We start from the raw sequence: 13,818 nt of genomic DNA, 5'->3' as shown, positions 1-13,818 counted from the left end.
GGAAGTTTGACGCAGAATCTTTAGATTCTAGGAGAACTTATCTTTTTGACACAATCCGCAGCCTGTGTTCAATTCGTTTTGAACCCCCTCGCTCTTTAATTTCCGGGCTCAGGCTAAAACAGTTTCCCAAACTGTTTTACTCCCAAAACTCCCGAGTGCTTGAAACATTATTGTTTCAAGCACTTTTCTCACAGCGGAAAGTTTTATAACTACATAAATGAATCAAACCATCAAACATCACCTTTTTAAAAAAATTAACTAGTTATTTTATCAAAAAAAGTTTGTATGCATTCTAAAAAACAGTATAGTCTATTTTAAAAATATAGAAAAGCCTCTGTCGACCAGAAATCCTGATCAACAGAGGCTAATTTTTATTTGATCACTTCTTGTGTCTTCGCGTAATTGGCTTCGACAGCTTCTTTTTCAGCTTTCCACCAGTCTTGGTTGTCTGTGTACCACTTGATGGTTTCTTCTAAACCTGCTTCGAAGTTTGTGAATTGTGGTTCCCAACCCAATTCTTCACGCAATTTTGTTGAATCAATAGCGTAACGCAAATCGTGACCAGCACGGTCTGTTACACGGTCGTAAGCATCTTTTGGTTGTCCCATTTTTTCAAGGATGAGCTCAAGCACTTCCTTGTTATTCTTTTCACCGTCAGCACCGATCAAGTAAGTTTCACCAATACGACCCTTAGTAAGAATCGCCCAAACACCAGTTGAGTGGTCGTTGGTGTGAATCCAGTCACGGACGTTCTTGCCTTCACCATAAAGTTTTGGTTTGATACCAGACAAGATATTGGTAATTTGACGTGGGATGAACTTTTCGATGTGTTGGTATGGTCCATAGTTGTTTGAACAGTTTGAAATGGTTGCCTTAACACCGAAGGAACGAACCCAAGCCTTCACGATCAAGTCTGAAGCAGCCTTGGTTGATGAATAAGGGGATGATGGGTTGTATTTGGTTTCTGCAGTGAATTTTTCACCAGGACCTTCCCCATGTCCAGGAAGATCTTCGCGCAATGGAAGGTCTCCATACACTTCGTCTGTTGACACGTGGTGGAAACGAATATCGTATTTACGAGCAGCTTCCAAGAGTGTGTAGGTACCAATGAAGTTTGTGTGGATAAATGGTGATGGGTCATTCAATGAATTGTCATTGTGGCTTTCAGCCGCATAGTGAACGATCGCATCAGCCTTAGCAGCCAGTTGGTCAACCAATGCTGCGTCAGCAATGTCACCCACAACCAATTCAACACGGTCCCCAAGGATTTCTTCGATGTTGGCACGGTTACCTGCGTAAGTGAGTTTGTCAAGGACAATCACATGCACGTCTGGATGGTTGTTGTAGACATAGTGTACGAAGTTTGAACCGATGAAACCAGCGCCACCGGTTACGATGATGTTTTTGTATTCAGTCATTTTTTCTCCAAAAATATTAGTTTTTTAATCGTTCCTTAAATCAATCTTTTTTTAGCTTTCCTTAGGTGAGTACGGACGTCAGCGAACTTCGAAGAAGTTCCATGACTAAGTTTTGAGCCTAGTGTCTCAAAACTTCCGAGCACCTGAAATATTATGGTTCAGGTGCTTTTCTCACGGCGGAAAGCTAAGCATATAGCTCGCTTCGCTCGTTTATAGCAAAGCTAAAAACTATATAATGATGTACTTGATTGTTTTAAGAGCTTCATTTTTACAAATCTTCTGCTTTTAGGGGTTTGACGTCTTTGAGCAATGGGTGGTTCTTATCTGCTTCTGAGACTTCTGCTTCTTCCAAGTTTTCCCATTGGATGTCTAGGCTTGGGTCTGCATAGTTGACAAAGGCATATTTTGGCTTGAGCTCCAATGCCCAGTAGTCATTGACCAAATAGCTGTAGGCTACTTTGTCAGACAAAACTTGGAAACCATTGGCTACGCCACGAGGAACAAAAATCCCTTTAGAGGCATCGATCACAGTTTGATAGGTATTCCCAAATGTTTCACCTTCACGAAGGTCTACCCAAGTGCCAAGAACCTTTCCTTCATCTGCCACAGAGATGTACTTGTCCCAAGGTTCTGCATGCAGACCACGTAATACATGCTTGCGCGAGAAAGAAACGTTATTTTGCAACTTGCCTTCGGCAAAGAAGCTTTCAGGAAATCCAAGAGGAAGCATTTTTTCCTTTTGGAAGTTCTCCTTGAACCAACCACGGTTGTCCCCATGAACTGGAATATCAAACTCCAACAAGCCTGGGATGGCTTCAATCTTGCGGGCTGCTAATTCTTTTCCGAAAAATTGTTCTGTCATTAAGCTTCTCCAATCAAACGGAGCAAGTATTGTCCGTATTCATTTTTCTTAAGAGGTTGCGCCAATTCATGGACTTGTTCTTTGGTGATATAACCCATGCGATAGGCGATTTCTTCAAGGTTGGCAACTTGGACGTTTTGCAAGCGTTGAACAGTTTCGATATATTGAGAAGCCTGCAAGAGACTTTCGTGAGTTCCTGTATCCAACCAAGCAAAACCACGACCCATGAGCTCAACAGAGAGGTCTCCACGCTCCAAATAAGCCTTGTTGACATCGGTGATTTCAAGCTCTCCACGAGGACTTGGTTTGATGTTTTTAGCAATCTCTACTACATCATTGTCATAGAAGTAAAGTCCTGTCACCGCAAAGTTGGATTTTGGATGTTCTGGTTTTTCTTCGATAGAGATAGCATTCATATCTGCATCAAACTCTACCACACCAAAACGTTCTGGATCTTTAACTTGGTAACCAAAGACAGTTGCCCCTTTTTCTTTTGCTTCAGCCCGTTGCAACATCTTGGTTAGGCCATTTCCATGGAAGATATTATCTCCAAGAACGAGGGCAACATGATCGTCACCAATGAACTCTTCACCAATGATAAAGGCTTGTGCTAAGCCGTCTGGGCTTGGTTGCTCTGCATAAGAGAGGGAAATACCAAGTTCAGAACCATCTCCAAGAAGCTCTTCAAAACGAGGAAGATCTTGCGGAGTTGAGATGATCAAGATTTCTTTGATCCCTGCTAACATAAGAGTTGACAATGGGTAGTAAATCATTGGCTTGTCGTAAATGGGCATCAACTGTTTGGAAGCGGCACGAGTCAAAGGATACAAACGAGTACCCGAACCACCAGCTAAAATAATACCTTTCATAATGTTAGGCCTTTCTACGTATTCATTACCCCTATTTTATCATGTTTATATAAAAAAGTCACCTTGCATTTGTGTTGCAAGGTGATGACCGGAGATGAGAGTTGTAGAATTGTTAGCAGTGGTCTTACTCATAATTCAAATAGATTACTGCTCCTTGACTGAGTCGTCTGAAAGCCTTACCTTGTAGTAGAGCCCACTCAACCACTGCGTCTTGCTCGATAATCCAAAGACAATTGAGAGGCTAGGACTTTTGTCCCAGCCTACTTCTTCACATATTGTTCAACTGGATAATCTGCTGGATCTAAGCGTAGGTTTCCTCCTGCCACTAGTTGGGCTAGATGCCAACCAATGAGGGGACCTGTTGTGAGGCCGGACGAACCTAGGCCACTGGCAACATAAATACCAGCTTGATCGGGAAGAGCCCCCCAGAATGGTGAAAAGTCACTGGTGTAGGCCCGTGTTCCCACGCGCTCGCCGACAACTGTCGCTTGAGCTAGTTCTGGATAGTAGGCCAAAGCTTCTGTTTCCATCTGATTTAGCTGAGCTTGATCCACCGTCAGGTCAAAGCCCATCTCATTCTCATGAGTGGCTCCCATACTGATTTTGCCCTTTTGGAAGGGAATGATATCCAGCTCTCCTTCTGGCATGACCACAGGATAGTCATCAGTATCTAGGTCTAGCTGATAATCCCGCAACTGTCCTTTTTGGGGACGGACATCGACTTGGTAGCCAAGTGGCTCGAGCATTTGTCCCAGCCAGGCTCCTGTTGCTAGGATGACTTGGTCATAGTTTTCTCCTGCAATCTGATAGCCATGATCCGAGACTGAGAGAGCAACCTCTTCCTTAATCACTCTTGCCCCACTGGCTTTAAGGAGAGTTTCCGTGAGAAGCGCTCCTTCAACATGAGCTCCACCTGAGGCATAAAGGAGCTGTTCAAAACCATTTAGACCTGGGAATTGCTGGGCCACCTCTTCTTTGTTTAAAATCGCCAAGTCTCCAATCAAGGGAGATTCTTCCCGACGGCTCAGCGCCAACTGATAGAGTTCGTCTAATTTGTCCTCCTTTTTCTTGAGGAGATAGACACCGGTCTGCTGGTAAAAATCTGTTTTAATTCCGTCCTTGGCCAGGTCTTCTACCAATTCTTGGTAAAAATCAGCTCCCAGACGAGCGAGGCGATACCAGGCCTTGTTCCGCCGTTTGGAAAACCAAGGGCTAATAATGCCTGCCGCTGCCTTAGTTGCTTGGCCGACTCCATGGTCATAGACAGTCACATCCACTTGTGCTTCTTTGGATAAATAATAGGCTGCAGTGGATCCTACGATCCCTGCACCGATAATGGCTACTTTCATCATGACCCCTTAGATATGGTAAAAAGGATTGGTGCTAGCTTGACTGCCAATCACTTCAATCTCCCACGCTTCCTCAGCCTTCCACTGATTGAGCTTTTCTACTAGTTTCGAGACAAAGAGAACTTCGATATGGTGCCCTGGATCCAAGGCCAAGAGCCCATCGCTCAGCATGTCTTGAGCCGTGTGGTAGTAGATATCTCCTGTGATATAGACCTCAGCCCCTTTAGCGAGAGCATCCTTATAAAAGGACTGGCCACTTCCTCCACAGATGGCGACACGCGTAACAACCCGATCCAAATCAGTCTGGTCATAACTGACCAAGCGCAAAGCATCTAGTCCAAAAGTTTCTTTGACCTTTTCAGCCAACTGACCAAAGGTTTGGGCGGACACCTGACCAATCCGGCCGATTCCGAGTCCTTCCCCTGTCATGCTGAGGGGCTCTGTATCTTCAATGTCCAAGAGTTGGCAGAACCAATCGTTGAGACCATCTGGGACAATGTCAATATTGGTATGGCTGACATAGACTGCGATATCATGCTTGATCAGGTCAATATAGATCTGATTTTGAGCCCGATCTGCTACCAGATCTTTGATGGGACGGAAAATCGGTGCGTGCTTGACGATGATCAAGTCTACCCCATGGGCGATAGCTTCTGCCACCGTCTGCTCCCGAATATCTAAGGCTACCATGACCTTATGGATGTCTTTATGCAGCGTGCCGACTTGTAGACCACGGACATCTCCCTCCATGGATAGTTCCTGAGGACAGTAGGCTTCATAGCGTTTGATGACTTCACTTGCTAGCATTTAGGACCTCCTTGATTTGTGCGATGCGCTCTTCTAACGATGCTCTGGCAGATTGATTCTCAACTGGGACTTGCTCCAAGGCAAAGGCCAATTTTTCCACTTCCTTGGACCACTTTTGGACAAAGGCTGGAGTTTGTTCCCGCATCAAATAGGGACCAAAGCGCAGTTCCATAGCTGTCAACTCTTGAGAACCCTGTTCCACTACAAGGATCTCATAGAACTTCTCATTTTCTTCCAAGATCGCTTCATCAACAATGCGGAAATCATGGTCTACTAACCAAGCCCGCAATTCATCCTCTCGATTATTGGGCTGGAGGACCAAGCGGGAGACATTGGCTAATTTTTCAAGGCCTGCCGCTAGGATATCCGCAATCAAGCGTCCTCCCATACCTGCAATAGTGATACAAGAAATGCCGTCTGCTGGTTCAAAGGCAGCCAAACCATTGGCCAGGCGGACTTCAATCTTGTCCTCTAAGCCATTATCGGCGACATTTTGCAGGGCAGACTGATAGGGTCCCTCTACCACTTCACCAGCAATAGCAGCCTCAATCTTACCTTCTTGTAAGAGGGCGATTGGTAGATAAGCATGGTCACTCCCCACGTCCAACAGACGCGCTCCAGCTGGGACGAAGCTAGCCACTAAGTCCAAGCGATTTGATAATTTTGTAAATTCCATGTGCTACTTTCTAAACTTTTATTCCATCCCTTAGTATACCATGTTTGCACCATTAAAAAAAGGCGCGACGGCGCCCTTTTCTTATGCATTAATTTCCTTATAGTCCACTTCCAAGCCACGTTTCACAGCTGGGCGATTGGCGATTTTCTCTGTCCAGGCTTGCAAATGCTTGTATTCCTTCACATCTAGGAAAATTCCGGCACGATCCCAGACCTTGTCTTGGGCTAGACGGCCATACCAAGACCAGATGGCAATATCTGCAATGGTATAGTCATCCCCTGCGATATAAGGTTTGGTCGCCAATTCCTTGTCCAGCAGGTCCAATTGGCGTTTGGCTTCCATGGCAAAACGGTTGATGGCATACTCAATTTTTTCAGGAGCATAGTGGAAGAAATGACCAAAGCCTCCACCTAAGAATGGTGCCGCACCCGTCTGCCAGAAGAGCCAGTTGAGCACTTCTGTCCGCTTAGCAGGATCTGTCGGGATTAAATGGCCAAATTTCTCCGCTAGATACAAGAGAATATTGGCTGATTCAAAGACCCGAATGTCTCGGTCGCCTGATTGATCCAACATGGCTGGAATTTTTGAGTTGGGATTGATGGCTACAAAGTCACTACCAAACTGATCTCCCTCACCAATCTTGATGCGATAAGCGTCGTAGCCTGCATCCACTCCCAACTCTTTTAATTCTTCCAGCATAATGGTCACCTTAATCCCATTTGGAGTTGGAAGGGTATAGAGTTGGAAAGGATGATCCCCTTTTGGAAGAGTTTGTTCAAAGCGGGCACCTGCTGTTGGTTGGTTCAAGCCACCCCAGGCTCCTCCCATTTGGTTTGGTGCTTCCCATACTTCTGGTAATTGATAATCTGACATCTCTTTTCTCCTTTGTCTATGTTACTACTAGCATATCAAATCCAGTCGCTACTTTCAAAAATCTGCTACGCTGGCTTTACTTGACATTTCTTGGCAAAATGATAGTATAGAAAAAATACATTTTGAAGGAGAAAAAACATGTCCACGATCGACTTTCATAGTTTGGCAAAGACAGAACTACACTGCCACTTAGACGGTTCCTTGTCTCTTCCGACCATTCGCCAATTGGCAGCCATGGCCAATATTGACCTCCCTGCTAGTGATGAAGAGCTCAAGCACCATGTCACTGCACCTGCCCACTGTGAGAATCTTTTGGACTATTTGGAGGCCTTTGACTACATTCGCCCTCTCCTTCAAACCAAGGAAGCCTTGACCCTTGCTGCTTACGATGTGGCCAAGCAAGCTGCTCTCGAAAATGTCGTCTACATTGAGGTTCGTTTTGCCCCAGAATTGTCCATGGACCAAGGGCTCACTGTCCCAGAAACAATCGATGCTGTCTGTGAAGGACTGCGCCAAGCCCAGGATGAATTTGGCATTGTTGCAAAAGCCCTCGTCTGCGGCATGCGCCAGTCGGATCAAGAACTCACCTCTCGTATCCTAGCAGAAGCCAACCAAGTTAGGGATCAAGATTTTGTCGGCTTTGACTTCGCTGGGGATGAACACCACTACCCACCACAAGCCATTGATGCCCTCATCCAACAGGTTAAAAGTTACAACCGTCCCATGACACTGCATGCTGGCGAGTGCCACTGTCCAGCCAACGTCGCTCAATCCATGGCCTATGGCATCAAACGAAATGGTCACGTGACCTTGCTAGCGGATGAACAAGAGCTTCTAAAAGAGTTTGTGAAAAATGGTGTTACTGGTGAGCTCTGTTTGACTAGTAACCTTCAAACCAAGGCAGCTGCCACTGTGGCGGACTTCCCTTACCTCAAGATGAAGGAAGCACAAGCCCATATCAGCATCAACACCGATAACCGCACCGTCTCTGATACCGACCTGACCAAGGAATATGCCCTCTACCATCGCCACTTCCATACGACGCCAGCTGACTTTTACCAGCACAATGTCGATGCCATCCAAGCTTCCTTTGCTAGTGATGAGGAAAAACAAGAACTCCTAACCAAACTAGAAAAGGCTTACGCGGACTATTTATAAACAAAAAAAGCTAGCACTTTATGAGTGCTAGTATTTTTTTAATCTTTCCACAAATCCATCGCCTGTAAGAAATCATCTGAAACTGTGACATTTTCAGGCTGAAGGGCTTCCCGTTCTTGTTGTTTGATTTTTAATTGTGTCAAACTGGTAATGCCCTCCCGTCGCCAATTGCGCAGGATGGCCTGAATGTATTTCCAGTGAGGTTTGCCATTAAAGACAGCTTCTCTCAAGGCAGCCTTCACAATATCAGGGTCTGTTTGGTCCTGCTTGACTGTCTGCGTCAAATCTTCGATTTCAAATGGCGTCAACAAACGTCCTAACTCCTGCTCAAAAGTTTTGACCAAATTAGCCAGTTCATTTTCTGCTTGCTTATCTTGCCCGCGCTGTGCTACTTCTGTCTTACTTTGAAGCAGGTCATCCAAGCGTTCGAGGGCAATGGTCGCATCAAAAAGAACTTCAATCTCCCCATCTAGCTCAATGGTCCGATATTGGAGCAACCCTTGGTTGGTCAGGCGAGACATGGACTGGTTGACTTCTGCGACAGACTTGCCAATTGCATCTGCAATTTGATTAGGTGTGAGGCTGGATTGGTTGGTCGTGTTTTGCAAATAAAAGAACTGCCAAACCAGAAAATCCTCTGCGTCTTTAAATAAATGCTGATAATGGAAAAGTAAAGCACTTGGTAAAACCAAATTGCCCGACTTAAATGCTTGTGAATATGTCATACTACCCCTTTATAGGTAACCATAAAATGAAATATCTTTTTCTAACTCCTCCAAACGATAAGGAGTTTCTTGGTAAACTGCATAATTGATCCAATTACTAAAGAAGTTGGCTGCCGCTAAGTTCCACCGCATCCGTGGGTCACGACTACTGTCATCCTGATCGTAATAATTCTTCGGAAGATCTGGATTCAAGCCTGCTTTGACATCCCGCTGGTATTCCTTGGCCAAGGTATCACGGTCATATTCCAAATGGCCAAAACTATAGACCTCTCGAAGGTCTGGACTGGCCAGGATGGATAATCCTACTTCACCCCCCTGAGCCAGGACTTGCAAGTTACTCTTCTCTAGCACTTCCTTGAGGGGGACATCTGTATAACGTGAGTGAGGGGCCAAAAAAGCATCGTCAAAGCCACGCATCAAGCGATTCTGCGGATTCATAACTGTTTGCTCATAGATCCCTGATAGCTTGTCGCAGAGGGCTACTTTTTCAATCCCATAGCGGTAATAGAGACCAGCTTGCGCACCCCAACAAAGATGCAAGGTTGAAAAAACATGTCGTTTCGACCAAGCAAAAACCTTTGTTAACTCCTCCCAGTAATCCACTTCCTCAAAGGCTAATTTCTCTACTGGAGCTCCCGTAATAATCAAGCCATCATAATAGTTCTCTTTAATATCCTCGAAGGATTTGTAGAAGACTTCCATATGTTCTGCCGCTGTCGTCTTGGACTCATGGCTGGTCATATAGAGAAAATCCACATTGATCTGCAAGGGAGTATTGGCCAGGAGGCGTAAGAGTTGAGTCTCAGTGGCTACCTTAGTCGGCATGAGATTCAAAATCAGAACATTCATCGGACGAATATCTTGGTGAGTTGCCCGAATATCATCCATGACAAAAATATTTTCTGAGCGAAGAATATCAACTGCTGGTAATTTCTTATCTAAGGTAATTGGCATAAAAAGCTCCCATCTTACAAGTTGTTACCTCTTATTATAAGACAGGAGCATATAGTTTTCAATTATGGTTTTTCTCTATCTAGATATAGCTCTAAACTATATTAGTAATGCATCAAGACCTTGTAATCGTAGTCTCCGATCGCTTCGCGGCCTTTGAGATCATCGAGCTCGATCAAGAAGGCACAACCTGCAACCACTCCACCGAGTTTTTCGATCATTTCGATGGTTGCTTTAACGGTACCACCTGTTGCCAAGAGGTCATCGACGATGAGAACGCGTTGACCTGGTTTGATAGCATCAGCGTGCATGGTTAAGGTATCCACACCGTATTCTTTTTCGTAGTCAGCTGAGATGACTTCACGAGGCAATTTGCCAGGTTTACGAACAGGCGCAAAACCAATTCCCAATTCAAAAGCAACCGGACATCCAACGATGAATCCACGCGCTTCAGGGCCGACGATCATATCGATCTTCTTATCCGTCGCGTATTGAACGATTTCACGAATCGCATAACTATAAGCATTGCCATCTGCCATCAAAGGGCTGATATCACGGAAGGTAATTCCTTCTTGTGGATAGTTCTCAATGCTTGCAATGTAATCTTTTAAATTCATGGTTAACTTTCTTTCATAAAAAATTTTTACATTCCATTATACCATGAATTCTACTAACGTGCATCATTTTTTACTAAATCATTTTCCCACCCTCCTACAAAGAAAGCAAAATCCCACATCCTCAAAAGATGTGGGATTGGATTCGAAAAAATCTCTTACTTCTTTTCTACCAATTCATTGTACTGGATTGTCATATCGCCCAGATTTTTCAAAGAATAGCGCGAGCTACCATTCTTGAACCAGGTACCAAGGATGTATTGTTCAGCGACCTTCTTGCTTTGGTTTCGAAGCCAAGTGAGGTCTTTGCCGTAGGTGGCAAGTTTCTGTAAAAAATCACTCCCCTCGACCGTTTGATCATCCTCGTAAAGATACACTTTTTCTTGAATCAATGCTATTTTTTTAGAATTGTATTTGAAGGTCATCCAAACGTATGCATTTTCGTTTAGATGGTATTCATACCAGTAAACCCATTCAGAACTGTCTCGAAACATCATGACAGATAGGTCTTCCTGACCACCAACGATGTCATCTGAATAGGGATAGGACTGAAATCCTTCATCCTCCTTCCAGATGCGATCACTCCCGATCGTTTCTGTAAAGGGCCTAAACATCAGATAGCGCATCCAGCTGCCATTTTCAGCGTAGTTGATTTCTTCCATGGGATTTCTCAAACTCCAGTAGATCCCCAGCCAATAGAGGGCAAAAAGGATGAAAGGGCTGAGCCAGAGAAATATTTTCTTCTTGTTCATTAAATCGATTCCGTTAAATAGTCATAGATTTCTTGCACAGATCCTAAAGCCATGAGTTCCTGGTCTTTGACCGTCTGCACCAAGTCCTGATAGATGGAACTCGAGGTAATCTCCTTCTTCTCCGCGTCCTTATTGACCGTCATGATGCCATTTTCAATCTGGACAAAGCCTAACTCTTGGAAGATTTGGATCATCTTGATCAACAAAACTTGTGGAATCTTGAGGTAGTCAGATAGTTGGCTGAGCTTATGGCGAATATCAAACTCAGGGAACTGATACAGTGTTTTGTAGAGTTTGGCATACTGATCCCGACTACCATAGCCAGTCAAATAATAGGCCTTGTCTAGGTGATTTTTAAAATAGACCGCTTGGAAGCTCTGTTCTTGGAAGAGGGCTTTTAAGTCAGCCAGGTCATCCGGTATGCGATCGATGACAATGGCAGGAGAATCTTCCCCTTCTTCCAACTGACTAAAGAGGGGAATAGCTTGTGGGAGAGGAGCATTTTTCCCTCGGATATTATAGAGCTGTACTCCTTCTACACGGGCATCCACCACCATCAGTTGCAGGGTGGTCTGTCCATTCCACTGATTGACGGACAAGGATACCACCAACTCCAAGTTTTTCGCTTGGGAGTACTCCAATTCCAAATGGCCCTGACCAAAAGCCACCACATCAAAACGGGCATCGCCTTTTTGAATCTTCAACTTCAGATGGCTATTGCCGGCCCCCATAGTCCGGCTAGACTCAACTTGAAAATCACGAATGTAAAAGACTGGTTTCTTATGGTCCATCCCAAAAGGAGCGAGACGGTCGAAACTCTTCAAGGTATCCAAAGTCAGCTCTTCTAGGTCCAACTCCTCATCCACAAAGAGTGTGGATTTGGCCGTCAGGTCAATCCCTTTTTCTACAATATAGTCAGAAAAAATCTCGGTCAGACGAGGGAGCTTGTCAACTTCCAGAGTCATACCAGCTGCACCCGCATGGCCTCCAAAGGCGATAAAGAGATCACGATGGGGATCTAGGGCTTCAAAAATATGAACACTTTCAGGGCTACGTGCGCTCCCCTTGGCCTTGCCTTGGTCTATGGTGAGGACGATAATGGGCTGATGGAGCTCTTCAAGTAGTCGACCGGCCACGATCCCTAAGACACCTGGATTCCAGCCTTCCTTGGCCAAGATTTGGACGGGAAGACTTGGATCAACCATGGCTTTAGCTTCATCATAGATGGCTTGGACAATTTCCTTGCGCTCTTCATTCTTGGCTTGAATCATCAGCGCAATTTCTAGCGCTTCTTCGTCATCAAAACCTGTCAAGAGTTCAACCGCTGGATTTGGGTCATCTAAGCGCCCCAGCGCATTGAGACGAGGGGCAATCTGAAAACCAACTGTTTCTTCATTTACATCTTGAGGGGCGATGGAGGCCAGCTTGAGCATTTCCTGGAGGCCGATCCGTTGGGTTTGACGAAGGACACCAAGGCCATACTTGACTAGGATGCGGTTTTCATCTGTCAGACTGACCATATCCGCAATGGTCCCAATGGCCACCAAATCAAGGAAATCTAGGGGCACCTCTTCTAGGAGGGAACAAGCCAACTTAAAGGCAACCCCGCATCCTGCTAGGTGCTTGAAAGGATAGTCGGCATCTGGATGCTCGGGATGAATGATGGCATAGGCATCGGGCAAGACTTCTGGCATGGCATGGTGGTCTGTCACGATGACATCTACTCCCATGCTTTGGGCCAATTCAATGGCTTCGTGTCCAGCTACCCCATTGTCCACCGTGATGATGAGGGAAATCCCCTGCTGTTCGATAAAGTACTTGTAGACACTGGCATTGGGACCATACCCATCTGTAAAGCGGTTAGGCAGATAGACGGCTACTTCCGCCCCCATCTGCTCCAGGGTTTCCTTCATGATAGAAGCGGCCGTCATCCCGTCTGCATCATAGTCTCCGTAGATCAGGATCTGCTCATAATCTTCGATGGCCCGTCTGATGCGATCCACTGCCTTGTCCATATCGTGAAGCAGGTAGGGATCATGCAGATCTTCTAGCCGAGGTTCAAGAAAACGATCCAGCGCCTCTTCCGTCTGGATCCCTCGTTCTCCCAGTAACTTGGCTGCAGATGCTTCTAATCCTCTCTTCTTTGCTTGCGCCAAAAAAGTATCATCTGAAAAGGGCGCAGCAAATTGCCATTCATATTTTGACGTGATCATCTCGGTCCTTGTCTCCTGTTTTTCTTATCAGCATATTATAACATGAAAGCCGGGAATCCGGAAAATGAAAGCTAGCTTTGAATCAGTAGGGGTAAAATCTTTTATCCAAGGTCATAAAAATCAAGCTTAGTCCAGCTCCCAAACTGCCTCTGTTACAAGCCTTCTTCCTATTTTTTCTACCTTTTGATCTAACGATAATACTTCCCTATAAAAAAATCTTACTAAATTTTAGTATTTCGTTACAAATTACTTGACACTGCAAAGGATTGTAATATAATATAAGAGGCCTAAAATTATAGGGAAACAAAGCGATCGGTTTTTCAGCCGTCTTGGTTTGAAACTCTTGACTTTATGGCCCTTGGAGTTATTAATTCTGTGTGTGGAAAGGACAATCAGTTTTTTATTTTAAGATGTCACAGTCGACTTTCGCTTTTCTCTGGCTACAACGATGGTCTCTACCATTCAGTCCTAGCAGAAAAACCGTCATAAACATCTAGCCGACTTTTTGTCGGTATAGAACTGGACACGCTTAAAATGTGTGGAAAAAAAGT

At 45.0% G+C, this 13,818-nt stretch carries 14 protein-coding genes; 2 read left to right on the top strand and 12 right to left on the bottom strand.

The window, feature by feature from the left end:
• Window positions 1-209: hypothetical protein (locus ADH27_RS10385; RefSeq protein WP_204372982.1), on the top strand; the 209-nt coding region annotated here is incomplete at its 5' end.
• Between the two features lie 162 nt (window positions 210-371).
• On the opposite strand, the gene rfbB is transcribed toward ADH27_RS10385, so the two are convergent.
• From rfbB to yghU, 7 genes are all read right to left on the bottom strand, one after another.
• Window positions 372-1,418, bottom strand: a complete 1,047-nt coding sequence (rfbB, locus tag ADH27_RS08560) for a dTDP-glucose 4,6-dehydratase (RefSeq protein WP_048717358.1) — start codon at window positions 1,416-1,418, stop codon at window positions 372-374.
• 268 nt (window positions 1,419-1,686) lie between these two features.
• A complete protein-coding gene (locus ADH27_RS08555; RefSeq protein ID WP_006596503.1) occupies window positions 1,687-2,280 on the bottom strand; it encodes a dTDP-4-dehydrorhamnose 3,5-epimerase family protein in 594 nt (197 codons plus the stop codon).
• Window positions 2,280-3,149 (bottom strand): glucose-1-phosphate thymidylyltransferase RfbA, encoded by an 870-nt coding sequence (rfbA, locus tag ADH27_RS08550; protein ID WP_048717356.1) that lies wholly within the window; start codon window positions 3,147-3,149, stop codon window positions 2,280-2,282. The genes ADH27_RS08555 and rfbA overlap by 1 nt, the downstream gene beginning before the upstream one ends.
• A 260-nt stretch (window positions 3,150-3,409) precedes the next feature.
• On the bottom strand, window positions 3,410-4,501 hold the full coding sequence (locus ADH27_RS08545; protein WP_048717354.1) for an NAD(P)/FAD-dependent oxidoreductase: 1,092 nt from the start codon (window positions 4,499-4,501) through the stop codon (window positions 3,410-3,412).
• Window positions 4,502-4,507: 6 nt separating this feature from the next.
• Window positions 4,508-5,305: a Nif3-like dinuclear metal center hexameric protein gene (locus tag ADH27_RS08540; RefSeq protein WP_048717353.1), complete on the bottom strand. Its 798-nt coding sequence runs from the start codon at window positions 5,303-5,305 to the stop codon at window positions 4,508-4,510.
• A complete protein-coding gene (locus tag ADH27_RS08535; protein WP_048717351.1) occupies window positions 5,292-5,981 on the bottom strand; it encodes a tRNA (adenine(22)-N(1))-methyltransferase in 690 nt (229 codons plus the stop codon). Before ADH27_RS08535 ends, ADH27_RS08540 begins: the two co-directional genes overlap by 14 nt.
• A gap of 81 nt (window positions 5,982-6,062) precedes the next feature.
• Complete coding sequence (yghU, locus tag ADH27_RS08530) at window positions 6,063-6,854, bottom strand: glutathione-dependent disulfide-bond oxidoreductase (protein ID WP_048717349.1); 792 nt, start codon at window positions 6,852-6,854, stop codon at window positions 6,063-6,065.
• Between the two features lie 138 nt (window positions 6,855-6,992).
• Here yghU and add point away from each other — a divergent pair, with 138 nt between their 5' ends.
• Entirely contained in the window at window positions 6,993-8,012 is a 1,020-nt protein-coding gene (gene add, locus ADH27_RS08525) for an adenosine deaminase (protein ID WP_048717348.1), read from the top strand.
• Between the two features lie 38 nt (window positions 8,013-8,050).
• On the opposite strand, the gene ADH27_RS08520 is transcribed toward add, so the two are convergent.
• The 5 genes from ADH27_RS08520 to recJ all read right to left on the bottom strand — a co-directional run bounded on the left by ADH27_RS08520 (window position 8,051) and on the right by recJ (window position 13,267).
• Window positions 8,051-8,737, bottom strand: a complete 687-nt coding sequence (locus ADH27_RS08520) for a DnaD domain-containing protein (protein ID WP_048717346.1) — start codon at window positions 8,735-8,737, stop codon at window positions 8,051-8,053.
• A 9-nt stretch (window positions 8,738-8,746) separates the two neighbouring features.
• Window positions 8,747-9,691 (bottom strand): homoserine O-acetyltransferase MetA, encoded by a 945-nt coding sequence (metA, locus tag ADH27_RS08515; protein WP_048717344.1) that lies wholly within the window; start codon window positions 9,689-9,691, stop codon window positions 8,747-8,749.
• 101 nt (window positions 9,692-9,792) lie between these two features.
• Window positions 9,793-10,305 carry an adenine phosphoribosyltransferase gene (locus ADH27_RS08510; protein WP_003002788.1) on the bottom strand — a complete coding sequence of 171 codons (513 nt, stop codon included), beginning with the start codon at window positions 10,303-10,305 and terminating at the stop codon, window positions 9,793-9,795.
• Between the two features lie 155 nt (window positions 10,306-10,460).
• On the bottom strand, window positions 10,461-11,054 hold the full coding sequence (locus ADH27_RS08505; protein WP_048717343.1) for a TipC family immunity protein: 594 nt from the start codon (window positions 11,052-11,054) through the stop codon (window positions 10,461-10,463).
• Window positions 11,054-13,267 (bottom strand): single-stranded-DNA-specific exonuclease RecJ, encoded by a 2,214-nt coding sequence (recJ, locus tag ADH27_RS08500; protein WP_048717341.1) that lies wholly within the window; start codon window positions 13,265-13,267, stop codon window positions 11,054-11,056. Before recJ ends, ADH27_RS08505 begins: the two co-directional genes overlap by 1 nt.
• Between the last annotated feature and the right edge of the window lie 551 nt (window positions 13,268-13,818).

The sequence above is a fragment of the Streptococcus sp. 343_SSPC genome, from assembly GCF_001072385.1.
In the GTDB taxonomy this organism is placed as follows: domain Bacteria; phylum Bacillota; class Bacilli; order Lactobacillales; family Streptococcaceae; genus Streptococcus.
Note: the sequence above shows the minus strand (reverse complement) of the source record. Positions and strands in the feature narration are given on the sequence as shown.